At 34.4% G+C, this 24,584-nt stretch carries 25 protein-coding genes; 9 read left to right on the forward strand and 16 right to left on the reverse strand.

The genetic code is table 11. The features are described 5' to 3' along the window. Nucleotides 1–2 precede the first annotated feature (2 nt). The gene (gene tdh / locus HMPREF3129_RS13490) at nucleotides 3–1,028 is read left to right on the forward strand and encodes an L-threonine 3-dehydrogenase (RefSeq protein WP_049236072.1); all 1,026 of its coding nucleotides are present in this window, start codon (nucleotides 3–5) and stop codon (nucleotides 1,026–1,028) included. An 81-nt stretch (nucleotides 1,029–1,109) separates the two neighbouring features. Here tdh and HMPREF3129_RS13495 read toward each other — a convergent pair whose 3' ends face one another. The 5 genes from HMPREF3129_RS13495 to HMPREF3129_RS18380 all read right to left on the reverse strand — a co-directional run bounded on the left by HMPREF3129_RS13495 (nucleotide 1,110) and on the right by HMPREF3129_RS18380 (nucleotide 6,580). Further along, nucleotides 1,110–2,168, reverse strand: a complete 1,059-nt coding sequence (locus HMPREF3129_RS13495) for an Abi family protein (protein WP_004249737.1) — start codon at nucleotides 2,166–2,168, stop codon at nucleotides 1,110–1,112. A gap of 247 nt (nucleotides 2,169–2,415) precedes the next feature. After that, complete coding sequence (locus HMPREF3129_RS13500) at nucleotides 2,416–3,381, reverse strand: divergent polysaccharide deacetylase family protein (RefSeq protein ID WP_004249736.1); 966 nt, start codon at nucleotides 3,379–3,381, stop codon at nucleotides 2,416–2,418. A gap of 2 nt (nucleotides 3,382–3,383) precedes the next feature. Next, nucleotides 3,384–4,676, reverse strand: a complete 1,293-nt coding sequence (envC, locus tag HMPREF3129_RS13505) for a murein hydrolase activator EnvC (protein ID WP_070487075.1) — start codon at nucleotides 4,674–4,676, stop codon at nucleotides 3,384–3,386. A 219-nt stretch (nucleotides 4,677–4,895) separates the two neighbouring features. Further along, nucleotides 4,896–6,227 carry a 30S ribosomal protein S12 methylthiotransferase RimO gene (gene rimO, locus HMPREF3129_RS13510; protein WP_004246457.1) on the reverse strand — a complete coding sequence of 444 codons (1,332 nt, stop codon included), beginning with the start codon at nucleotides 6,225–6,227 and terminating at the stop codon, nucleotides 4,896–4,898. A 65-nt stretch (nucleotides 6,228–6,292) separates the two neighbouring features. Further along, a complete protein-coding gene (locus HMPREF3129_RS18380) occupies nucleotides 6,293–6,580 on the reverse strand; it encodes a hypothetical protein (protein WP_071531011.1) in 288 nt (95 codons plus the stop codon). Between the two features lie 3 nt (nucleotides 6,581–6,583). Between HMPREF3129_RS18380 and HMPREF3129_RS13515 the strand changes: the two genes are divergently transcribed. The 6 genes from HMPREF3129_RS13515 to HMPREF3129_RS13540 all read left to right on the forward strand — a co-directional run bounded on the left by HMPREF3129_RS13515 (nucleotide 6,584) and on the right by HMPREF3129_RS13540 (nucleotide 11,058). Next, nucleotides 6,584–7,021 carry a rhodanese-like domain-containing protein gene (locus tag HMPREF3129_RS13515; RefSeq protein ID WP_004246455.1) on the forward strand — a complete coding sequence of 146 codons (438 nt, stop codon included), beginning with the start codon at nucleotides 6,584–6,586 and terminating at the stop codon, nucleotides 7,019–7,021. Nucleotides 7,022–7,091: 70 nt separating this feature from the next. Further along, on the forward strand, nucleotides 7,092–7,565 hold the full coding sequence (secB, locus tag HMPREF3129_RS13520) for a protein-export chaperone SecB (RefSeq protein WP_004246454.1): 474 nt from the start codon (nucleotides 7,092–7,094) through the stop codon (nucleotides 7,563–7,565). Continuing rightward, nucleotides 7,565–8,578, forward strand: coding sequence for an NAD(P)H-dependent glycerol-3-phosphate dehydrogenase (gpsA, locus tag HMPREF3129_RS13525; RefSeq protein ID WP_004246453.1), 1,014 nt, complete (start codon nucleotides 7,565–7,567; stop codon nucleotides 8,576–8,578). Before secB ends, gpsA begins: the two co-directional genes overlap by 1 nt. A 111-nt stretch (nucleotides 8,579–8,689) precedes the next feature. Further along, entirely contained in the window at nucleotides 8,690–9,511 is an 822-nt protein-coding gene (gene cysE / locus HMPREF3129_RS13530) for a serine O-acetyltransferase (protein WP_004249733.1), read from the forward strand. 2 nt (nucleotides 9,512–9,513) lie between these two features. Next, complete coding sequence (locus HMPREF3129_RS13535; RefSeq protein ID WP_049219334.1) at nucleotides 9,514–10,071, forward strand: serine acetyltransferase; 558 nt, start codon at nucleotides 9,514–9,516, stop codon at nucleotides 10,069–10,071. Between the two features lie 9 nt (nucleotides 10,072–10,080). Then, a complete protein-coding gene (locus HMPREF3129_RS13540) occupies nucleotides 10,081–11,058 on the forward strand; it encodes a glycosyltransferase (protein ID WP_065429005.1) in 978 nt (325 codons plus the stop codon). A 137-nt stretch (nucleotides 11,059–11,195) separates the two neighbouring features. On the opposite strand, the gene trmL is transcribed toward HMPREF3129_RS13540, so the two are convergent. The 9 genes from trmL to cpxR all read right to left on the reverse strand — a co-directional run bounded on the left by trmL (nucleotide 11,196) and on the right by cpxR (nucleotide 20,718). Next, entirely contained in the window at nucleotides 11,196–11,699 is a 504-nt protein-coding gene (gene trmL / locus HMPREF3129_RS13545; RefSeq protein WP_049219338.1) for a tRNA (uridine(34)/cytosine(34)/5-carboxymethylaminomethyluridine(34)-2'-O)-methyltransferase TrmL, read from the reverse strand. Nucleotides 11,700–11,722: 23 nt separating this feature from the next. Continuing rightward, nucleotides 11,723–12,979 carry a flippase gene (locus HMPREF3129_RS13550; protein WP_065429006.1) on the reverse strand — a complete coding sequence of 419 codons (1,257 nt, stop codon included), beginning with the start codon at nucleotides 12,977–12,979 and terminating at the stop codon, nucleotides 11,723–11,725. Nucleotides 12,980–13,082: 103 nt separating this feature from the next. Then, nucleotides 13,083–14,252, reverse strand: coding sequence for a nucleotide sugar dehydrogenase (locus HMPREF3129_RS13555; RefSeq protein WP_049219340.1), 1,170 nt, complete (start codon nucleotides 14,250–14,252; stop codon nucleotides 13,083–13,085). 7 nt (nucleotides 14,253–14,259) lie between these two features. Continuing rightward, nucleotides 14,260–15,081, reverse strand: a complete 822-nt coding sequence (locus HMPREF3129_RS13560) for a glycosyltransferase (RefSeq protein ID WP_049219342.1) — start codon at nucleotides 15,079–15,081, stop codon at nucleotides 14,260–14,262. Beyond that, nucleotides 15,071–16,141, reverse strand: a complete 1,071-nt coding sequence (locus HMPREF3129_RS13565; RefSeq protein WP_049219343.1) for a glycosyltransferase family 4 protein — start codon at nucleotides 16,139–16,141, stop codon at nucleotides 15,071–15,073. The genes HMPREF3129_RS13560 and HMPREF3129_RS13565 overlap by 11 nt, the downstream gene beginning before the upstream one ends. 1 nt (nucleotide 16,142) lies before the next feature. After that, a complete protein-coding gene (locus HMPREF3129_RS13570) occupies nucleotides 16,143–17,249 on the reverse strand; it encodes an O-antigen polymerase (protein ID WP_049219346.1) in 1,107 nt (368 codons plus the stop codon). A gap of 1 nt (nucleotide 17,250) precedes the next feature. Further along, a complete protein-coding gene (locus tag HMPREF3129_RS13575) occupies nucleotides 17,251–18,174 on the reverse strand; it encodes a glycosyltransferase family 2 protein (RefSeq protein ID WP_049219347.1) in 924 nt (307 codons plus the stop codon). 441 nt (nucleotides 18,175–18,615) lie between these two features. Continuing rightward, nucleotides 18,616–20,007 (reverse strand): envelope stress sensor histidine kinase CpxA, encoded by a 1,392-nt coding sequence (cpxA, locus tag HMPREF3129_RS13580; protein WP_049219349.1) that lies wholly within the window; start codon nucleotides 20,005–20,007, stop codon nucleotides 18,616–18,618. A 12-nt stretch (nucleotides 20,008–20,019) separates the two neighbouring features. Next, nucleotides 20,020–20,718: an envelope stress response regulator transcription factor CpxR gene (cpxR, locus tag HMPREF3129_RS13585; protein WP_004246432.1), complete on the reverse strand. Its 699-nt coding sequence runs from the start codon at nucleotides 20,716–20,718 to the stop codon at nucleotides 20,020–20,022. Between the two features lie 183 nt (nucleotides 20,719–20,901). Here cpxR and cpxP point away from each other — a divergent pair, with 183 nt between their 5' ends. Continuing rightward, on the forward strand, nucleotides 20,902–21,468 hold the full coding sequence (cpxP, locus tag HMPREF3129_RS13590) for a cell-envelope stress modulator CpxP (protein ID WP_004249721.1): 567 nt from the start codon (nucleotides 20,902–20,904) through the stop codon (nucleotides 21,466–21,468). A gap of 245 nt (nucleotides 21,469–21,713) precedes the next feature. On the opposite strand, the gene HMPREF3129_RS13595 is transcribed toward cpxP, so the two are convergent. After that, a complete protein-coding gene (locus tag HMPREF3129_RS13595) occupies nucleotides 21,714–22,652 on the reverse strand; it encodes a glycosyltransferase family 8 protein (protein ID WP_049219352.1) in 939 nt (312 codons plus the stop codon). Between the two features lie 106 nt (nucleotides 22,653–22,758). Continuing rightward, nucleotides 22,759–23,550, reverse strand: coding sequence for a glycosyltransferase family 32 protein (locus HMPREF3129_RS13600; protein WP_049219353.1), 792 nt, complete (start codon nucleotides 23,548–23,550; stop codon nucleotides 22,759–22,761). Nucleotides 23,551–23,628: 78 nt separating this feature from the next. Between HMPREF3129_RS13600 and HMPREF3129_RS13605 the strand changes: the two genes are divergently transcribed. Continuing rightward, nucleotides 23,629–24,579 carry a glycosyltransferase family 8 protein gene (locus HMPREF3129_RS13605; protein WP_070487078.1) on the forward strand — a complete coding sequence of 317 codons (951 nt, stop codon included), beginning with the start codon at nucleotides 23,629–23,631 and terminating at the stop codon, nucleotides 24,577–24,579. Nucleotides 24,580–24,584 lie beyond the last annotated feature (5 nt).

Raw genomic sequence — 24,584 nt, forward strand, 5'->3', positions numbered from 1 at the left:
ATATGAAAGCATTGTCAAAATTAAAAGCACAACCCGGTATCTGGATGACCGATGTACCCGTACCTGAGCTTGGTCATAACGATGTGATGATCAAGATCCGTAAAACTGCCATTTGTGGTACAGATGTTCATATTTATAACTGGGATGAATGGTCACAAAAAACCATACCGGTTCCCATGGTGGTTGGCCATGAATATATTGGTGAGATTGTTGCTATTGGCCAAGAGGTTAAAGGTTTTAATATTGGTGATCGCGTCTCGGGGGAAGGGCATATTACTTGCGGTCATTGTCGTAATTGCCGTGGTGGGCGTACACACTTATGCCGTAATACCATTGGTGTTGGCGTAAATCGTCCCGGTTGTTTTGCTGAATATCTGGTTATTCCCGCCTTTAATGCATTTAAAATTCCTGACAATATTCCGGATGAACTGGCGGCTATTTTTGATCCCTTTGGTAACGCAGTACACACGGCGTTATCTTTTGATTTAGTGGGGGAAGATGTACTGGTTTCAGGTGCGGGACCCATTGGTATTATGGCGGCTGCAATCTGTAAACATGTGGGGGCACGCCATGTGGTGATCACCGATGTTAATGAATACCGCCTTGATCTGGCTAAAAAAATGGGTGTCACCCGAGCAGTCAATGTTAGCAAAGAAAATCTAACAGATGTGATGAAAGAATTAGGTATGACCGAAGGCTTTGATGTTGGATTAGAAATGTCCGGTGCGCCACCGGCTTTTCGCACCATGCTTAGTACGATGAATCATGGTGGTCGTATTGCTTTACTGGGTATTCCTCCTTCAGATATGGCTATTGATTGGGGACAAGTCATTTTTAAAGGATTATTTATTAAAGGTATTTATGGTCGTGAGATGTTTGAAACATGGTATAAGATGGCGGCGCTGATCCAGTCGGGTCTTGATCTCTCACCGATTATTACTCATCAATTTCCTATCGATGAATTCCAAAAAGGCTTTGATATTATGTGTTCAGGTCAATCGGGCAAAGTAATTTTAGATTGGCAGTAGGAGTTATAAAGCGCCCTGAACGGTGAAAGGGCGCTACCTCTTTTAAATAAATACCTATATTAAGGGTAAAATAGATTTGTATTATATTTGTCGATGAGGTTTTTCTATTATTCCTCTAACAAGATTATTTGAATTTGTAACAACTAGATATTTTATTTTTTTACTTTGAAATATTTTCTTTGCATGAAGAAAACTTTCAGAATCACCAAAAATAGCAATATTCTTTTTAATTCTTCTATTAGTAACGATGTCACCAATAGTTAATGTACTAAGATCCATCATAAGAGTTTTATCTTTATCAACAGCGGAAAGGAAGTATTGAGCAATTTCTCGTAGATCTACGATGAGCTCTTTGTCTTCACAATAGATAAAGCGGCTTTTGGGAATTGGTAATAAGGCATCTGAACTTTGGACAATAGTAAAATCGATATCCGCTTTATCTTTTAATAGGGGTTTAGGTTGTCCAGATGGTGCTGGTTGCGATGCAATAACTAACTCAACGGTTGAATGTGATTTCACCCAAATTTGAACTTCATTATTGATATAACCTATAGCCTTTAAAATATCTTGATAGCGTGCATTATAAGGTTGGTCTAAAATTGGCTCATAATGAGCGATTCGATTCCTAAAATCATTGATTTTCTTTATAAGAGCAAAAAACTCACCTCGAGATAGGGATAGGTTACTATAGCTAAATTTAGAGAAATTAGTTCGCCAAAATTTATTGTAATCAGCGTGAAGTAGGAATGTCCAAAACTCAAATGTGCTACTAGCGACTACATCGTCGATAGAGTTTGATTTTGCGTTTGACTTTGCTTTTTGTAGGCTATCTTTGCTTTTGGGTTTGAGCATATCAATAAAGTTAGGATCTTCATGCCAATCATCACGATTGAATGCTTCTTTTAGTACCCATTGTATGCGATTTCGTAAAGTTACTTCTAATATATGTAATGGAAACAACAGAGATTTTGATAATCTAGCATTATATAGATATTGATGAAATGCTTTTTCGTAATCATAACCAGCGCTCCTCATATAAGGAAGCAGTCTTTCAATAGATAGGCTTGTTTCAATCCATTGTGCTTTTTGTTTTAAGTTAACTATTTCTGTATATGGGTAAGGTTGTTGACTTTCCGCCATGTTTTTCTATAATCCCTTTCAGAGCAGTTTTTTGGCCCCACTGGCAACTTGTGTTGTTATGCGCCCTTAAACAATCTACTTAGAGTCCCGAGGCGAGCTTTAGTTAGCAGACCTTGGGATTTGTCTTTTGGGGATATAATAAACAAAACAATTAGCCTAGTCCTCTCAAAAAATAGAAATTAATATCATCTTCTTTTTCTTCAAGTAACCTAATTTGATCTGAATATTTTCCACTAAATATTTTTATTTATTCGACTTTATCTTTGTTGCTTTCTAAATGCTGGGAAGGGAATTGCTTATCTTGTTCGAAGGTCATTAATTTTTTAGTAAGTACTTTCATAAGAGTACTTTTTTTCATTGAAATAATGGCTTGTTGTGCTGGTTTTAACCATGTTGCAGGTTTTGGCTCTTTAGATTGTTCTGTTGGCGGTATAACAGCGGGTGGCTCTTGTACCATTGGGCTGTCTGGTGAAGGGGTTAACAAACCACTGGGTGCGACTAGCTGAATATCGGCAGGTAGTAGTGGCAACTGCTGTTGTAATGCCCTTACGGTTGAAGGGTGGGGGTGACCAATAGCAATGGCAAAACCATTTTTACGCGCTAAATTAATAGCACGATTAAGCTGTTGTCGGGTTTCTGCTTCTGTTTGCACATTATCTAAAAATACATGCCGGCGTAAAGAAGGAACGCCAGCCGCTTTGGCTGCTGTGGCCGCTTGCGTATTGCCAATGGTGACACTATCAAGAAAATAGAGATCAGAATGATTAAGGGCTTTGATCACTCTATCCATCGCTTGCCTATCCGATGTCATCGCACTCCCCATATGATTATTCATACCCACAGCATAAGGCACACGATTAATTGCATTTTGAATAATGCGATTAATTTCAGCCTGATCCATGGAAGGCTTTAAGGTATCTTTTTCTAATGGTTGTTTGCTAATGGGTGCCATTGGCATATGAATAAGAATCTCTCGTCCTTGGGCATGGGCTTTTGTTGCCATCTCTTTACCATGGGGCGAGTTGGGTAAGATGGCAATAGAAACGGCTGTTGGCAGTTGTAAGATTTGGTTATCTTCTTTTTTTCGATAACCAAAATCATCAATAACAATGGCCAACTTTGCCGAAAAAGCAGGTGCACTGAATAGAAAACTTAGCAACATTAAACTAAGTGTTAGCGCGATATTTCGTTGTAATGTGCCAAGTAAATGCAAAACTACCTCCCAAGCCAAGGAACTGGGTTGACTGCTTTTCCTTGGCGTCTAATTTCAAAATAGAGCGCTGAGCGCTCTTGTCCACCACTGTTTCCTACCAAGGCGATAGGTTGTCCAGCTTTGACTTGTTGACCAACATTGACTAACGCACTTTGGTTATAGCCATAAAGGCTCATATCCCCTTTACCGTGCTCAACGACGACCACTAAACCATACCCTTGTAGCCAGTCGGCTAACAGCACCCGACCATCCGCAATCGCTTTTACTTCAGTGCCTTGTGCCGCGGGGATCACAATTCCTTTCCAACGTAATTCACCCGAGCCGGAAATAGACTCACCAAAGCGGTGTAATAAACTGCCTCTAATAGGCCAAATAGCCTGACCTGCAGGTTTACCCAATCCGCCAGTACGGGACATTAAAGAGCGTTCTTCGGCGGTGGGTTTATAGGTCGAACCACGCTGTTGCGCTTCACGTTGCTTGGCGGCAATACGAGCAGCTTCCCGTGCTTCACGCTCAGCTCGCGCTTTGGCTTCACGCTCTGCTTGAGCAATTTTATTTCTTAAGCGTGTTTCATTAGCACGCATGGTGGCTAAATTGCGTTGATCTTCTTTTAAGGTTGATTCTAGTTGCGTTAATGTTTTTTGACGTGCAGCTAGCGCATTATCTAGTTTTTGTTTCTCTTGTTGCTGTTTGGTGAGTACCTGCTTTTGCTCGTTCTGTTTCGCTTGTTGGGCGTCTTTTTCTGCCTGTAGCTCTTTGGAAGTTTGAGCCAATTGCTCCATTGACTGTTTACGCGCTTCATTTATATAACTGTAATAGGCTAAGATCCGCTCTTCTCGCTGACCTTCTTCACCGCGAAACAGTAACTCAATACCTTGATGTTTCCCTTGTCGGTAAGCCGCATCGAGTTGGCGTGCTAGCAGTGCTTGTTGCTCGTTATATTGCTTTTGCAATCGGGCAATATTTGCGGTGATGGTTTTGATCTCTTTAGCTAAGGTTTGTAAGCGGTTTTGCGTCTCATGCACAGAGCGGCTGGCATTAGCGATTTGCGTCTCTTGTGATTTGAGTTGTCCAAGTAAAGCCGTGCGCTGTTTTTGTTGCTCTTGAACGCGCTTTTCTTTTTCAGCAATGGTGGTTTGCAGATCTTTTAACTGACTACGATTATCCGTTAATGTATTGGCAAAAGCGCTGATTGCAGAAAACAGAGATGTGCTAATCAGTAGCGTGATTAACGGTAAAGAAAATACACGGTAAGTACGGTGTGTTGTGTTCTGAAGATCCTTTTTCTCTGCCATCTGACCAAAGTACCTTTAATAACAGTTTATAAGATTATTTCATGTCGCTAATCAACTGACCAGTTAACAGGAAATAAAGTCGTAATTTCAGATAATACCTAACAGTTAATCTAATGAACTCAGAGATGATAATAAAGCAATAATAGTCGGAAAGAGGAAAAAAGCAGCACAATGTGTAACAGCGCAATAGAATAGCTATCACGCTGTACACAGGATAAATTATTGTTCGACGATGGTACCCCACAGATCATATTCATCAGCATGCTCAATCAGCACACGTACGATCTGTCCTGGCTCGACATCAAACTGCTCATTAAGGTAAACAGCACCATCAATTTCCGGCGCGTCCGCCATACTACGGCCAATAGCACCTTCTTCATCCACTTCATCAATGATAACCGGTAAAACTTTACCTATTTTCTCTTGCAGACGCTCGGTGGAAATTTGTTGCTGTAGTTGCATAAAACGATGGTAACGCTCTTCTTTTACCTCTTCAGGAACTTGATCAGGTAATTCATTCGCTTTCGCACCTTCAACGGGGCTATATTTAAAACAACCCACGCGATCTAAACGAGCTTCGGTCAAGAAATCCAATAGCATTTGGAAATCTTCTTCTGTTTCCCCCGGGAAACCGACAATAAAGGTTGAACGTAACGTTAATTCAGGACAAATTTCTCGCCAACGTTTTACACGCTCTAAAGTACGTTCAACAGAGCCTGGACGCTTCATTAATTTCAGCACTTTCGGGCTAGCGTGTTGTAGCGGAATATCTAAATAAGGTAAAATTTTGCCTTCTGCCATTAATGGAATAACCTCATCCACATGTGGATAAGGGTAAACATAATGTAAACGTACCCAAATACCCAATTTTGCCAGTTGTTCACATAAACTGACCATACTGGTTTTAACTGGCATACCATCCCAAAAACCGGTTTGATGTTTGGTATCAACCCCATAAGCGGAAGTATCTTGTGAGATAACCAGTAACTCTTTCACCCCAGCATTGACTAATCTTTTCGCTTCATTTAACACTTCACCAATTGGGCGACTGTCTAAATCACCTCGCATTGAAGGAATAATGCAAAAAGTACAACGGTGATTACAACCTTCAGAAATTTTTAGATAAGCGTAATGACGAGGGGTTAATTTAACGCCCTGCTCGGGAACCAAGCTGGTAAATGGGTTATGGGAAGGTTTGGGAACATAGTGATGAATATGTGATAACACTTGTTCATAACTATGAGGGCCGGTGATTTCCAGCACTTTTGGGTGAACTTCACGGATTTGATTTTCTTTGGCACCTAAACAACCGGTGACGATAACTTTACCGTTTTCATCGAGTGCTTCGCCAATGGCTTCAAGAGATTCTTGTACTGCGCTATCAATAAAGCCACAGGTATTGACGATGACTAAATCAGCATCATCATAGGTAGGAACAACTTGATAACCTTCTGTACGCAGTTCGGTGAGGATACGTTCAGAGTCCACTAAATTTTTAGGACAACCTAAAGAAACGAATCCAATTTTAGGCACTTGGTTTGTTTGCGACATGCTCGTGTTCTCAATACTTTTAATAAATAACAAATAGTGGTTGTATCTCAGACAGGTGTGAAATTCTACGTACGAGTGACTATTTTTGTCACAGGCTTTGATGATGAATGCTGATTTCTTAATAGCTTACCTGAAGAGAGATCCGGTAAAGTGAAAAGAGAGACTCTTTTAAACGCTGTTTTACAGGATTTTTCGGCGCTAATGGTACATAAATCCGTCAATAAAAAAAATGATTGTTGAGAAACTTTCCGCAAAAACTGAAAGAGAAACGAAGGAATAGGCTGTAATTGCGCCATGACAAAGGTATACTTTGGCTCTTTAATACTATTTTTAACTAACGAGAGTGATTGCATCCTATGCTGCAAGAAGTAATGCAATTTTTTAGCCGGCACACCCTGTTAAGTTTTATCTGGATTGCGCTGCTGGTGGCGGTCATTGTATTGACCTTTAAAGGCCTTTTTTCTAAAACGAAAAATATTTCCCGTACAGAAGCGATTTCTTTGATAAACAAAGAGAATGCGGTTTGTGTTGATATCCGTAGCCGTGATGAGTTCCGTAAAGGACACATCATCGATTCTATCAATTTAACGCCTTCTGAGATCAAAAGTAACAATATTGCTGAGCTGGAGAAATATAAATCACAGCCGGTGATTGTGGTATCACCATCAGGTATTGAGGGTGCAAAACCTGCTGAAAGCCTTATCAAATTAGGTTTTGAAAAAGTCTTTATTTTAAAAGATGGTCTTTCAGGTTGGAGTGGTGAGAATTTACCACTGGCAAAAGGTAAAAAGTAACGAGCGGGCAGATTGAGTTCTATACTTACTGCTATTCAATTTAATAAGGATATAAAAAGGTAAGATTATTATGTCAGAACAGCAAAACCAAGAGATGACTTTTCAAATTCAACGTATCTACACAAAAGATATCTCTTTCGAAGCGCCAAATGCCCCACAAGTTTTCCAAAAAGAGTGGCAACCAGAAGTTAAATTAGATTTAGATACTTCTTCTAATACGCTAGCTGAAAATGTATATGAAGTTATCTTACGTGTCACTGTTACGGCAACAATGGAAGAAGAAACCGCTTTCCTGTGTGAAGTACAACAAGCAGGTATCTTTACTGTTGAAGGTATCGAAGGTACACAATTAGCACATTGCTTAGGTGCATACTGCCCGAACGTATTATTCCCTTATGCACGTGAATGTATCACCAACTTAGTAGGTCGTGGTACTTTCCCACAATTAAACTTAGCACCTGTTAACTTTGATGCGTTGTTTATGAACTACTTACAGCAACAACAGCAACAGGATGCAGCAAACTCAGGAGTTGAAGAAGCTTAATGAACGCTTCTATGACAGTTATCGGTGCCGGTTCATACGGCACCGCTTTAGCGATTACCTTAGCGCGTAATGGGCACGATGTTGTGCTGTGGGGGCATGATCCCAAGCACGTTGCGGCATTAGAACAAGCGCGCTGTAATCAAGCCTTTCTGCCCGATGTTTCCTTTCCTGATAGTTTATATATGGAAGCTTCTTTGCAAAAAGCGATTGAAGCGAGCCGTAATATTCTTGTGGTGATCCCAAGCCATGTGTTTGGTGAAGTACTGCAACAAATCAAACCCTTTTTACGTCAGGATGCGCGTGTTGTTTGGGCGACAAAAGGTCTTGAAGCACATACTGGTCGCTTATTACAAGATGTTGCCCGTGAAGTATTAGGTAATGAAATCCCGCTCGCAGTATTATCTGGCCCTACTTTTGCTAAAGAGCTTGCAGCGGGTTTACCCACCGCGATTGCAGTGGCCTCGACGGATAATCTCTTTTTAGAACAGTTACAACAGCTATTTCATTGTGGTAAAAGCTTCCGAGTCTATAAAAACCCTGATTTTATCGGTGTGCAACTGGGGGGCGCTGTTAAAAACGTGATTGCTATTGGTGCGGGTATGTCTGATGGTATGGGATTTGGCGCTAATGCGCGTACTGCACTTATTACCCGTGGTCTGGCCGAAATGAGCCGCTTAGGTAAAGCCTTAGGTGCAGATGCGGCAACTTTTATGGGCATGGCTGGTTTGGGTGATTTAGTTTTAACCTGTACTGACAACCAATCACGCAATCGTCGCTTTGGTATGATGCTAGGTCAAGGTTTAGATGTTGATACAGCCCAAGAGAAAATTGGTCAGGTAGTCGAAGGTTATCGTAACACCAAAGAAGTTCGCGCATTAGCCGAACAAGTGGGTGTAGAAATGCCAATCACCGAACAGATTTACCAAATTTTATATCAACATAAAGATGTAAAAGAGGCTGCATTGGCTTTATTAGGGCGAGCAACCAAAGATGAGATAGACAGCAGCCTGTAGTCAGTTTATTTTAAATAATATTCTTAGGGTATCTGTTTTAACTATCCATTTGTTTGAAAATTCAAAGCCTAAGTATTTACTTAGGCTTTCGTGTAAAAAATGAGAGTGAGTATGTCGCTAGAAGAACTAACAAGAGTCTGGGATCATATTAAGAGCGAAGCGCGTGCATTGGCAGATTGTGAGCCAATGTTAGCCAGTTTCTTTCATGCGACACTTCTCAAACACGAAAATTTAGGTAGTGCATTAAGCTATATGCTGGCCAATAAGCTGGCAACTCAGACTATGCCAGCCATTGCAGTACGCGAAATTGTTGAAGAGGCTTATAGTCACGATAGCTCAATGATTGAGTCGGCCGCTTGTGATCTCTCCGCGGTACGCCTACGTGATCCCGCGGTAGATAAATATTCAACCCCATTGCTTTATTTAAAAGGGTTTCATGCACTACAAGCCTACCGTATTGCCCATTGGCTATGGCAACAAAATCGCCAAGCGCTAGCCATTTATCTACAAAACCAAATATCAGTCACCTTTGGGGTGGATATCCACCCAGCGGCACGTATTGGACACGGTATTATGCTCGACCATGCGACAGGTATTGTGATTGGTGAAACGGCGGTGGTTGAAAATGATGTCTCCATTTTACAATCTGTGACCTTAGGGGGAACAGGTAAAACTGGGGGCGATCGTCATCCGAAAGTGCGTGAAGGGGTAATGATTGGCGCAGGAGCTAAAATTCTTGGTAATATCGAGATTGGTCGTGGTGCTAAAATTGGTGCTGGCTCGGTAGTATTACATGAAGTACCAGCTCATACTACGGTGGCCGGGGTGCCTGCCCGCATTGTCGGTCGTCCTGATAGTGAAAAACCGTCATTCGATATGGATCAACACTTTAATGGTGTTGTACCCGGCTTTGAGTGTGGTGATGGTATTTAACTATGCATGCCCAAGCTAAGGTTACCCTTGCTGAACTAAAAGAGTGCTTACAGGCTGAATATATTGGTGATAAAAAACCCTTTAGTTGGTTAAGACTGTTTCATCGAGTGTTTTTCTGTCAGCGTTCCCGTTACCTATTTTGGTGGCGGGTAGCACAATATTTTTATTTCTCTCCCCATCGCTTTTTACATAAATTAGGTATTCGGATCGGTGCTAGCAATAACCGTAAATACTGTAATGATATCTCGTTAAAAACCCGTATTGGTAAAGGCCTTTCTTTACCACACCCGATTGGCATTGTACTGACTAATTACTGTCAACTGGGGGAATATGTCACTATTATGCAAGGGGTGACTATTGGCGTAAAAGAGAAAGGGGGAAAAGCCAATATCCAAGTAGGAAACCATGTTTATATTGGCTGTAATTCATCCATTATTGGTGGAGAGATTAATATTGGTGATAATGCGATTATTGGCGCCCATGCATTAGTATTAAAGGATGTGGGAGAAGGGTGTCGGTATATCAATAAGATGAATTTTGAAATTAATAAATATTGCTGAAAATAGATAATGAAAAACAATATGCCCAAAATTACCGTATTAATGTCGGTATACAATGATGAGAAATACCTTCAGGAGTCTATTGATTCTATATTAAATCAAACATTTAAAGAATTTGAGTTTCTTATCATTAATGATGGCTCAACGGATAACTCATTATCTATTTTAAAAGAAAATGCCAAAAAAGATCCCAGAATAAAACTGATTATTAATGAACAAAATATCGGATTGATCGCTTCTTTAAACAAAGGATTACAATTAGCTTCATGTGATTTAGTCGCTAGAATGGACTCAGATGATATTGCCGTTTCAACCAGACTAGAAGCGCAATATCAATTTATGTTACAACATCCTGAAGTGAGTGTTTGTGGTGGTGCTTTTATCTACCAAGAAGAGCCAAATAGAATTAATACTTATCCAGAAACACATAGTGATATTGTGATTTCTAGTCTTTATGATTGCTCCTTAGCGCATCCAACCATTATCTATCGTAAGCAAGATATATTATCTGTTGGTGGATATGATAAAGCAGACCTCTATGCAGAAGATTATGGTTTATGGGTGAACTTAATTATTGCTGGAAAATTTAAGCTCCATAATCTTCCTGTACCACTTCTTTATTATCGTACTCATCCAAATGTCGATCGCTCACAATATAAAGCGATACAAAAAGATACAGCAGAAAGAGTAGGGCGAAAATTATTAATATATTTTGGCATTGAAGTGAATAAAGAGGATTATTCATTATTATTGGATAATGATAAAAAAACAGTAGAGCAAGTAGTACGCTGTAAAAGGTTACTTGAAAAGATTAACCAACAATTTAATGCTAAAGAGTATCGAAAAGAGTTAATACAAAAAAATGAATTTAAGAAAAGATTATTAGAAAGAAAGGTATTAGTAACTGATTTTTCATCATTTTTAATAAAAGTAAGTGCAAGATGGTATTTCTTGATAAGAAAAATAACTAAAAAAGCTAAGAAATAAAACCGAAAGATAAAAAAGATAAAAAGAAGATATAAAATAAGAAAAGCTAAAACTAGCACAAAGCATATACATAAAAATGACCTCGAGACAATAAAGTCTCGAGGTCATTTTTTATGGTTATAAATTAAAAAGATAAATTAATCTCTTAATAATGCACCAGGATAGCCTAATTGACGCCATGCCTCAAAAACAACCACGGCAACCGTATTAGAAAGATTCATACTGCGGCTATCTGCTAACATTGGTACACGGATTTTTTGTTGTGTTGGCATATTATCCAACACATAAGGTGGTAAACCTCGTGTCTCAGGGCCAAAGAGTAGATAATCCCCATCTTGATAATTTACATTACTATGGGCGGGAGTACCTTTAGTGGTTAATGCAAACAACCGCGCACCTGTCGGTGATTGTGCATTATCAGGGCTTAATCCTTCACTTTCTAAAAAAGTATAATAATCGTGATGCTGTTTGATATCAGCAAACTCACGATAATCAAGCCCTGCACGGCGTAGCCGTTTATCATCCCAAGTAAAACCCAATGGTTGGATCAAATGAAGATGAAAGCCTGTGTTGGCACACAGGCGAATAATATTACCCGTATTCGGTGGAATTTCGGGTTCAAATAAGACGATATTGAGCATATTTCTAATTTAGAAAGTTACTGTTATTTTAGATTCATTTTTAATGTTTCTAGATGAAGCTTCCAAACTATTCTTTTCTTGAAAAAATAGTTCATTAATGTTAATGAGACAAATTCTATTATCAATACACTATATGATGCGCCTATTAAACCATAATTTTTTATAAGACAATAAGATATAGGAATACTAAGTAGAACCATAATAAACATTTTTTTTGATAGAAATGAATAGCCTGACGAACGAACAATAAATCTAGATGATAGCATTCCAAGGTTTGAAAACATTGTTGATATACATAATATTTTTAATAAATAGTAAGCATTGATATATTCTTCACCAAAAAGTAAATTTATAAAAAGCTTACCAAATAAAGTTATAAAAGAAAGAACTAGTAATGATATTAATGTTATAATAATGTTAAGTTTTACTCCTATTCTAATCGCTTTATTATCATCTTTTTCTCCAAATATAGAAGGTAGTGTTGAACTTATTAGTGCAGATAAAATGAATGCCCATGAGCTTGATAATGTTACTGCAACTGAATAAATTCCTAAACTGTAATCACTGTCTAAGTAAGAAATCATAAATTGATTTATTCTAGTATAAATAGCAATTGATAATGAGGAGAACACAATTGCTAAACCAGAGCTTAATATATATTTATTATACCTTGATTTTTTTTTGACAACGATTTCTTTTACTAGATTCATTTTATTAAATAAAATGAATCTAATCAAAAATGGGAGAAAGGTTGTTATAATTATTGGTATGGATAAATAGATAGGGTTATATTTCTTGTAAGCTATTATAAACTGAATGCTTAATCCTAAAGTTAATCCAACCATATTAGATATAGTATTTTGTTTTGATTTAAGGATGGCATTGTTATAAATTGAATAAACATCTATGGAAGAAAAATAACATGCTACAGAAATAGCAATAGAGAATATAAAAGTTAAATTATTTTTGTATGAATAAAAATATATAAGAAGTGGTATAGTTATAGTTATATAAATAATAGTGCGTATAAGGAAAGTAGATTTTATTAGTTTAATACCAGAACGATTATTTTTTGATACTCTTTTGAAAATAATGTTGTCATTACCCAATTGTGCAATGATTTGAACTATTTGAAATGTAGCGGTTGCTAAAGCAATAATACCAAATGTTTCTGGACCAACGTATTTAGCAACATAAGAAGTGACTAAGAATAATCCTATGATGGAGATTGCTTTTTCAGAAATCATCCAAATAGCATTATGTAATATTTTTTTATTCAATATAGTAGAAACCTAATTTTATATTTTAAATATATAAAAATTGTAGTAGAGTATAATTGAAAGTATTTTCAATTATACTCTTTTTATCTCTATAGAAAGAAAACTAATCGTTACCAAAGAGATCACGAGTATAAACTTTTTCTTCCACATCGTTTAGCGCTGTAGCCATTCTATTGGTAATAATGACATCAGACATGGCTTTAAACTCATCTAAATCACGAATGAGTTTTGAGTTAAAGAAAGTCTCTTCTTTCATTTCTGGCTCATAAATTACCACTTCAATGCCTTTTGCTTTAATACGCTTCATAATGCCTTGAATTGAAGATGAGCGGAAATTATCAGAGCCTGATTTCATAATTAAGCGGTAAACGCCAACAATCTTTGGTGATTTAGCGATAATAGAATCAGCGATAAAGTCTTTACGGGTGCGGTTAGCTTCAACAATGGCACCAATAATATTATTCGGTACTGATTCGTAATTTGCTAACAGTTGTTTAGTATCTTTTGGTAAGCAGTAGCCACCATAACCAAATGATGGGTTGTTATAGTGATTACCAATACGCGGATCTAAACAAACACCTTCAATAATTTGTCTTGCATTTAGACCGTAAGCTTGGGCGTAGCTATCAAGTTCATTAAAATAAGCAACACGCAGTGCGAGATAAGTATTAGCAAATAACTTAATAGCTTCTGCTTCTGTAGAATCAGTAAAAAGAACATCAATATCTTTTTTTAATGCCCCTTGTTGTAAAAGCTCAGCAAATTTCTCTGCTCTTGCAGACTGCTCACCAATCACAATACGAGATGGATAGAGGTTATCGTAAAGGGCGCGACCTTCACGTAAGAACTCAGGAGAGAAGATAATATTATCGGTATTATATTTCTCTCTCATCTGTTTAGTAAAACCAACCGGAATGGTTGATTTTATAATCATAGTGGTGTTTGGATTATATTCTAAAACATCACGAATAACCGACTCGACAGAAGAGGTGTTAAAGTAGTTAGTTTTAGGATCATAATCGGTAGGAGTGGCAATGATAACAAATTCAGCATCTTTATAAGCGAATTCTTTATCTAAAGTTGCCGTAAAGTCGAGCTCTTTAGTGGCTAAAAACTCTTCAATTTCTTTATCAGAGATAGGAGAGATTTTTTTGTTTAATAGTTCGACTTTTTCTTTATTGATATCTAATGCAACAACTTTGTTGTGCTGGGAAAGGAGTATCCCGTTAGATAGACCGACATAGCCGGTTCCTGAGATGGTGATTTTATACATGTTAATTTTATTTCCTTAAATAATATTTATATAGTATTTTTTTTATATTTTTATGCAAAATACAACGGAATATAAAGTATTTTAAAATATTTTTATAAAATTGATATCGAGTTATTAAATTAAAATTTAATAATTCTTTTTGTGTGAACAAGTCATTTTTAAAATGAGCCAATCCAGTTCTTCTGGATAATGAACCTATATCGAAGTTGACATCGACAAATATATGTGGAAGGTTTTGTAGTTTCTTTTCTTTATATATTAATCTAGCCCAAAGAGCATAATCTTCAGAGCTTCTAATATGTGCATATCCATCAGTTTCTAAATAATCTTTACGACGAAAAAAAGCTGTTACATTGTTTATAGGAGATTTTATTTTAATTGTTTTTAGTATTTCCGAATGGAGCATTGGGACATTTCTTATTGAAATTTTATGATTATTGTCATCGAGTTCTCTTATTAATCCACCACACAAAGATATGTCGTTATTTTTCTGCATGAATTCATATTGTATTGCTAATCTGTCTATTGTAGATACATCATCGGAATCCATTATAGCTATATAATCACAAGAAGTACATTTGATTCCATAATCTCTTGCATAGCCTGGACCTTTATTATGATCGTATCGAATTATTTTTATATATGAATATTTATTCGAAAATGTTTTTATAAGATTATTTAATTGAGTAGATATAAGGCCATCACAAATAATTAGAATTTCATCTGCTGGATGTGATTGTTGAACTATTGATTCAATAGCTTTTTTAAATAGGTGAATATTAGTATTTATATAAATAGGTATAACAACACAAATTGTATTATTTTTCATAAGATTTATTTTCAGATAAAATATTTTCCCACATATTTATAATTATTTTACTTGAATAATTACTTGAAACCAAAGGAGAGTTAATAGCTAATTTTCTCTGTAACGATTCGTTTCTTATGAAAAAATCTAACTTTTCTATAAATAGTGAATCGTTGTTATAATCGACTAGGTAACCATTATAGTCATTTTTTACTATTTCGGATGGACCTGTTTTACAATTAAAAGAGATAATAGGTATGCTAAAATGTTGGGACTCAATTAAAACCATTGGTAAACCTTCGAATCGCGAGGTCATTAAATATAGCTTTGCTTTCTGATAATAAGAAATAATATCTTTTGTAAATGGAAAAATTTCTATATTTTTTACACCTGTTTCATTAATAGTTTTTTCTAATTTTTTTCTATCATTGCCATCACCAACAATTAGTAATTTCCAATTTTGCGTGTTTGCTTTACTCCATAATTGTATTAGTCTTTCAAAATTTTTAGCATAGCACAATCTTCCTATAGCAAGAGCTATGTTTTTTCTTTGGTCAAAGTTGAAATTATATTTATATTCTTCATATGGGTTAATATTAGGTATGGTATAAATATTATTTAAATTATACTCACTATTGAGTAATTTTTTATCATGTTCAGTTAATACTATAACTTTATCTGCCAGTCTATAGCTTAATAACTTTAATTTTCTAATTAAAAATCTATAAGACTCAAAAGACGTATGTTCTGATAAAAAAATATTAGTTATTTTAAATAGCTTAAATAATAATGCAGTTTCAATCGATAATCTTCCCATAGATACTATAATTTTAATAGCTGAAGGGTCTTCTTGAGCAATATTTTTCATATTAAATAGTTTAATAATATGGTGTTTACTTTTTAAGAATTCTATTTTTATTTTTTTATTTATTTCAAATAAAGGTGTTGTATTTTTCCTGTAAAGAGAATAAATATAAATATTGAAATTTTTATCAGCTAATTTATTTACAAGAGTAATTAATGCTCTTTCAGTACCACCACCAGTTGTTATATCAGTTATAAAAAATAATAGTTTCTTCATGTTAAATTTTCTTACTATAGATAATAAATAAAGCAATTGAATAAAAAGGTACAGAAAAATATGTTTCAGTCATGGTTTCTAATAGCATAACAAAAAGAGTACATCCCATTAACAATGTTATTTTTGTGTTAAAGAATTTTTTTGTTATCATAAAATATAAGATAGAAAACGGTATTAATCCAAAGCTGTATATTATTTGGATAAAATAAAAATCAATGGGAAGATATTCTTCAATATTAGTTCCAATAAAAAAATTAGGGAAACCTATGGAATTAAATAAAATGTTTCCAAACCATAATCTACTAGTTAAGAGATCATTAACTTCATAAAGAAAACTATCTATTTTAAAAAATAAAATAAAATAAAATTGAATTATAATAATGGAGAAAGAAAATAAAAAAAGTAAAGTTTTTATTTTCTTTCTTGGTAAAAATTGATTACTTTTTTTATATATTGTGCAAATAAGGAAAAGAAAATAAAATAAAACCGATAGTAATAAACTAGTTCTAGAATATGTCAAATATAATATTGTAAGTATAATAATAAATATTACACTTACAATAAATAATCGAGTTGTAATTTCTTTAATTTTTAATTCTGAAAAAAGGGCTGTTACTGTGAATAACATTAAAGAATATTGCCCCAACGTATTTGGATTATCAAATCCAGCTGTAAACCTTTCTCCAAACCTATCATCTTCTAAAAAATAATATTCACTAAAATATGCGGAAAAACATATAAATATAATGGTTATAATATTTGAAAATATTATAATTTTAAGTATGTTTTCCCATTTTATTTTTGATGCCAATATTAGCATGGATATGATTAGTAAAAAACCTAAATAACTTTTGTTAGAGAAGAAAAATAATCCAATAATGGATAGAATAGTAAATATTGCCAAATAAAATTTTGTTCTTGTTTTTGATAATAGAAAGGCTGAAGTGACAGATGAAATTATAAGAAATACATTTATAAAATTCTTGATTTGAAAAATAAATTCATTATTTATAATTAATGAGAAAAAACCACTTTTTATAGAATATAAAACATACAATAAAAAAAACATTATAATAAAAGGGTCGTATTTTAAATTTTTAATCATCATGTTATATTTTTTTATTGGGTAGGATATGTATTCTAATTAATGTTTTTATTATTTTATATAGATCATTCCTATTTGTTATATAGGTAAATGCAGAAATAACACTTTTTAATGAATTAAGATAATTTTTTTTTGCACGCAATATCTTTGCATTAATAAGGCATTCAATAATTTTGTATTGTTTTTTTTCTATATCATTTAGTTTATATAAATTTTTTCTTTCATACGACTGTCTTATTCTATAAGCTTCCTCTGATTTATTACTATTAGTTATTCTTTTTTCATTATGATCATTATGAATAAAGAGCTTTTCATTTAATGATTTAATTTTTTTACCTGCCATGAATAATTTTAGCATTAATATATGGTCTTGGTAGCGAGGGGAATGAGTAAATAATCCTACTTCTAATAGTGATTCTTTCTTACTCATAATCATTGGAGTGTAAGCATTACCATTTAAGATAAATTCTTGAATGCTTCCTACTCTACTATAACAATTGCTAATATCCAAGAAATTATTATTTTTTTTAAAAAACATATTACATACACTGACATCAATATTATTATTGATAATATGTTCCACCTGACTCTCTATCTTTTTTTCTAAATATATATCATCATCATCTAAAAAAGTAATATATTCTCCTTTAGATTCGATAATTCCTCTATTTCTAGCTAATGAACCACCCACATTGATACCATCAAAAATGTATATTATTTTATTATTGCGATTATATTTTTTTATTATTTTGACTGTTTGTTCGTGGTGTAAATTACTAGAATTATCATCTACCACGATTATTTCTATGTTTTTATATGATTGAGATAATACGCTGTCTATTGCTCTTTCTAAAAAATGCGGTCTTCCATATGTAGGAATTATAACAGAGACTAAAGGAAGATCATTTGATACGATTAATTTATTCATTTTCGTATAATTACTACTGTTGTTTATATATTATATTGATTTTCTAAATTAATAATTAGATGTGATATAAAGATGTTGTATATATAGTCATCATTTTTAATCATGTAGTCTAATTTTTAGAAAAGCTACCGCACTGGGTTTATGGCCCCCAGAGCGCCAAAAAATTTCTCGATAATCTCTTATCTATCTGTAATATAAGAGTTTTATTATATAAGCATACTTTAACAGTACGCAAAACCGCTCTGAGATTAGACTCTTCAAACCCGCGGGTCAAGTAATTGATGGGTATTCTAACATTGATTAGGTATATATAAATATCGGAATATCGACTGAATTAGCAAGATCATTCTGAAATATCTATAAAGATGGGAATGAAAAGAATATGCCACCTATTCTTCAATAGATGGCAGAATAATTTAATATAGTAATTTTATTACTGAATTAAGCTTGTTGTGATTTATTTACCACACTCCCTCTCGGCAACCAAATCTCTACTCTTAATCCCCCTAATGGGCTATCGTCAGCTTTTACATGGCCTCGATGTTGACTAATTGCGGTTTCAACTATTGCCAGTCCCAGCCCTGTACCGCCGGATTCTCTATCACGTGCTTCGTCCGTACGATAAAAAGGTCGGAAAATATGCTCGCGATCTTCTGGGCTAACCCCTGGGCCATCATCATCAACAATAATAGTGATACCCTGATTTTGTTCGGTAAAGGCCACTTCAATACGAGAATGTGAATAACGCAAGGCATTGCGAACGATATTTTCAAAGGCACTCGCTAATGAATAAGGATTGCAATAAATTGTCCATGGGCCTGGTGGGGCGGTTACTGTTAGAGTTTTATTGCTTTGTTCAGCCTCAAATTTCGCATTATCTAAAATATCGTTCCAAAGCTCATTCGCTTTTACGGTTTCGCGTAATAACTCATTTTTATATTGATTGCGGGAAAGCACTAATAAGTCATTGATCATGCCATCTAGCCGCTGTGTTTCTGTTTCAATACGCTCTAGCTCTTTACTTTCACCGCTACGACGACGTAGTAATGCACTGGCAAGCTGTAATCGAGTTAACGGGGTGCGCAATTCATGGGAGATATCAGAAATTAATCGCTGTTGCGCTTCAACCATGCGTTCTAAGGCGCTGATCATCTGATTAAAACTAGTGCCTGCCGCTAAAAATTCTTGCGGGCCGGTTTCCAGCTCAGGGTGAGGACGCAGGTTACCTTTTGCTACATCATCCGCCGCATTTTTGAGTTTTCGGGCCGGTTTTGCCAAACTCCAAGAGAGCCAAACCAGTAGCGGTGTACTGATAAGCATGGTGAATATCAGTAATAAAAGCGGTTTATCAAATAATAAATTGATAAAATCAGATTGCGGGCTACTTGATGGGCGCACTAAGTAAAGTTGGTAGTGATCTTCACCATCTCTAATGGAAAAGGGGCCTAACATCTCAGAGCGACCGTATTTTTTCTTTTTCGGATGGTCTGCGTTATCAGATTGTCCCATAAAGTTTCTGACAACTTGTATTTCATTACGTTGAGCACCAATAATACGACCTTCACTGGTGACAATAATAAGACGTTGACCAGGTGGCGCCCATTTATCAATGGCGCGGATTAATCGCCGCCACCATAGCAGATCGTTAGCCGGATCTTGCGCTAGTTCGGCTTCTATATGTTGCTCTAGCATAACACCTTGACGGTATTCACTTTCAAGTAAAGTGGTAAGCTGGCGCGAGTCCAGCTTGGGTACCATCATAACTAGCACTAGAACTAATGCTAGTGTCAGCCAGAATATGGCGAATATACGCGCTGACAAACTGTTTATCATAAAGATTTTTTATTAAGTTATTGAAACCATAAGATAACCACGGCCACGTAATGTTTTAAACCAAGGCTGCCCGTCTGTTCTTTCCGGTAACTTACGACGTAAGTTGGAAATATGCATATCAATCGCTCTATCAAAAGGTGTTAAGCGTTTACCTAACACTTCTTGGCTGAGATGCTCGCGCGATACTACTTGTCCTAAATGCTGAGCAAGTAGATAAAGTAACGTAAACTCAGTACCTGTTAGCTCTAATGGTTCATTATCAAAGCTGGCCTCTTGTCTACCCGGATTAAGTTGTAACTTATCAACTTGCAATATCGGTGAGGTGTTGCCATCGGTCTGTTTCTGTTCACTCCAGTTGGAACGACGTAAAATAGCCCTAATGCGTGCAACTAGCTCTCTATCGTTAAATGGCTTAGGTAAATAGTCATCTGCTCCCAGCTCTAGGCCAAGTACACGATCAAGATCGCTGCCTCTTGCCGTTAACATAATGACAGGTGTTTGGAAATTTTGGCGTAACTCTTTAAGTGTCTCGATCCCGTTCTTACGTGGCATCATGATATCCAGTAATAACAAGTCAATAGACGCGTCCAGAAGTTTTAAGGCCTGTTCGCCGTCAGTGGCGAGCACAACATTAAAGCCTTCCATTTCAAGTAGTTCTTTCAATAGCGAGGTTAATTCGCGATCGTCATCCACTAATAAGATTTTATGCATTCGTCAATTCCTCCAAGAGAAAAATACGATAATAAATAGCGCGAATCTATGACTTTACGTTCTTTTACACGCTCTGACGCTAGTTTGCAGCCGTAAAGGTATAGTAATCCACATCGAGAACAATTACACATATTTAGGTCAGCATTAATAAGTCGGTATTATAACCGAATGAGGAGTGGGACAATGCGTAAAGTAGCAATGGTTGCACTAGCATCAATGTTTTTAGTAGCTCCGACGGTAGTAATGGCTGAAACATCAAATACAAATAATCAGCCTGCTGGGCAACAACAGTATAATGATAATTACCATTGTGGATACGGTTACGGTATGCATGATGGACGTGATAACCGAGGTCATCGTGGACAACGTGGCCATATGATGGGTAACAATAATTTCGGTGAGTCGCGTATGTTTAATGGTATTACATTAACAGAGCAACAACGCACTCAAATGCGCGATTTAATGCGCCAGCATCATCAAGATCGTTTTAATAACAGTGATTTTCGTCAGCGTCACGAAAATATGCATAAGCTAATTACCGCGGATAAGTTTGATGAAGCAGCGGTAAGAGCGCAAATACAAGATATGGACAAACAAGCAATAGAGCGCCGAGTTGAAATGGCGAAAGTTCATAATCAAATGTATCAGCTATTAACCCCAGAGCAAAAAGCGCAGCTAGAAAAGAATTATCAACAGCGAGTCTCTTCTGTTAGTCAGCAAAACCAGCAAACTCAAGAGAAAGCTAATTAGTGATTAAGTAAAGTCCTTTAGTAATGTAGTAAGAGTGTAGTAAAGCAGTACCTAGTTAGAGAGTAAGTAGCAACAACGAAGTTTTTTCCTTGCCATAGACACCATCCCTGTCTTTTGCAGCCCCTCTGGAGAGGGGCTTTTTTTTAATCTTTAAATAAGTTTATAAAAATTAAAGTATTATTATAAATGATGATAGGTTTATGATTAATAAAATACTTAAGTCTAGTTAAAATAAATGTAGTAATTTATTTATCTGACTTTATTTTTTTCACTATATAATTTATATACCAGTATATAAACTTTGTGTATTCTTTCTTTTTTAATAAAACTTTTGATAGTTTTTTTATTTCTTTATAATTAGTGGGCTTTACCAAGGGTATGTCTTTCCAAGGTGAAGAAAGAAGATAATTTAGATAATCTATATTATTATGGTGCATCATAGACCATGGTTTAGGATATCCTGCGTAATGAACAAATATAGCATCCTTAAGAATAGGTATATTTTCTTGGCAAAAACAATTAAATTGTTTTGTTAGAAACTGCACCTTATCTTCTAATATAATATTTAAAACATCTTGGTCAGGATAATAATATTTTCTTTTATTTATCAAATTGATAAATTTGGTTAGTATATCGTTTTTTACCCACTCTTTAGTATTAAATAGTATAACTCCAGAATTAAAATAAGGTGTTGTTTTTTTTATATTAAGAGACTCTTTATCTTTTATTAATACAAATTCGTCATTAACTGCAGCTATTAAATTGTTTTTAAATTCTATTTCAAAAAGATTCCCAAAGTTATTAAAGCACAATATGTCAGAATCAAGATATAAAACTTTTTCAGTTATGTTATATAAGAATTCTGGGATAACTAATCTATAATACATTGCGGTTGTTATTTCTAATGAGGATGGTAGATTATCAAAAATTGTTGTATCTATTTCATGAATGTGAAGAGAAAAGTTTTTAAATTCTAGATTTTTAAACTCATGAAAATTTTTCTTTTCTAATAAAGGAGTAAATATATGGAATATAATCTCTTTATTGCAATTATTTTTTAATATAGAATATATGGAAATACCTGCGTAATTAATAAATTTATGATCAACAGCAAAGGCTATATGAACCGGGTTTTCCAAATGATTGTTAATAATTTTATATGTTTTTTTTATAAATTCTTTCATAGCATCGAGTACACTAAGTGATAGTTAATTCATTTTAGTATGATAAAATTATCATATGCATAATAATACGTATAAATAAAATAAGAATGTATAATATTTTAAATAACTATAAAGTATTCTTTATTAGCATATAAATTTTTCCTTTTAGACTAACTTGAAGTATAATTTTCTCTGAGCGAGTTAAAGGAAAATTTCCTGTTTCTCTTAGCTTTATTAATCTCAATAACTTAAATCTTTTGAAAAACGAAAGTTTTTCTTTTCTTGAGTGAGATGGTAGCCAAGAACCTGAAAAATGGTGGATAGAAAATCCATGATATCCTACTTTAGGGCAACAAAAATAATATGCCGGAAATATGATTTCATTTTTGGTAAGATTGAGAGTGTTATTTTCATAAAATGGCGGACTTAAAGAGAATTTTGTTTTAAAATACTCTGTTATTCTTTGTGTGTTTGCTGTCAAATCAAGACCTTCTTTTGTTTCAAACCGTAAAGTCATATAGAGTTCTAATAAGTCTTTAATTATATGATTTTCTTTACATGCTCCCATAACTGCTGATGTGATAGGCCAGCAATTGCCTTCATGATATTCATGACAACTAAAAAAATCTAATGTTAAAAACTCATCAAAAGAATCAATCACTTCAACGTCTGTATCTAAATATATACCACCATTAATATAGAGGGCATAAAGCCTTATCACATCAGAAACAAAGGCCCATTTTTCATTGGAATAAGCTTCTGAAAGATATGAACAATTTATTTCACTAATACATTGCTCATTCCACTCAATAAATTCATAATCTGGTAATTTTTCTTTCCAGGTGGTGATGCAGTTTTTGACTAAATCTGATTTAGGAGCTTTGCCAACCCAGACATAGTGAATTTTTTTCGGTATCATTTATAATTCCTATATTTTATTTTCATTTATTTTATTGCATTATACAGATTATCATTTTCAAGGTATATTTTTATCATTATGAATATAAATTCAAGTTATATAGAGAATTATTCAGTTTTATGCGCAGAAAAATCTTTTGACGGTAAGAGTAAAAACTTTAACATAGCGTATTCAGTAGATAATAACTTTATAAAGTATGCTATAATTTCAATTATTTCAATCATTAAAAATGATAAAGAAAAATATCATTTCCATATTTTCTATTCTAATATATCTGATGATAATTTGGATAAAATAAAAAAGTTGGAGTTAGAAGGATGTGCTCTTACACTGTATAAGATTAATGTTAATATATTTAAAAATATGCAAGTGAAAGAAAATTTACCAATCTCTATGTATTTTAGACTTATTATACCTCAGGTATTACACCCTTTTATAAATAAAGTATTATATTTGGATGCAGATATTATTTGTATAAATAAATTAAGTGATATTTTTAGCTATAATTTAAAAAATAAAATTGCAGGTGTTATTAATCATGCCTATATAGACCCTTATGTGAGTAGTTTATCTTTGAATAATACCGAGTATTATTTTAATTCTGGTGTAATGTTGATAAATACAGAAGAATGGAAGTTAAATAAAATTTTAGAAAAATTTTTAATTAAAATTAATGAGAGTAATTATAAATATCCAGATCAAGATGTACTTAATATTTTATTGGAAAATAAAATATTATATTTAGATGGGAAGTATAATAGATTTATTGAGAATGTTAGAAAAAATGATAATACAACATTGATTCATTATACAGGAACACCTAAACCGTGGAAGGCATGGTATAACAATGATGACTTTTTCTATAGATGTTTTATTATATCTCCATGGAAAGAAGAGAGTTTAGAATTACCTGAAACATATAAACAAGCTAAAATTTATTCAACAAAATTATTTAAAGATAATAAATTTATAAATGCAATCTATTGGCGTGTTATATACTGTTATTGGAAGATTATAGGGAAAAAGTAGAGAGT

This window comes from Proteus sp. HMSC14B05, assembly GCF_001808035.1.
Taxonomy (GTDB): domain Bacteria; phylum Pseudomonadota; class Gammaproteobacteria; order Enterobacterales; family Enterobacteriaceae; genus Proteus; species Proteus mirabilis.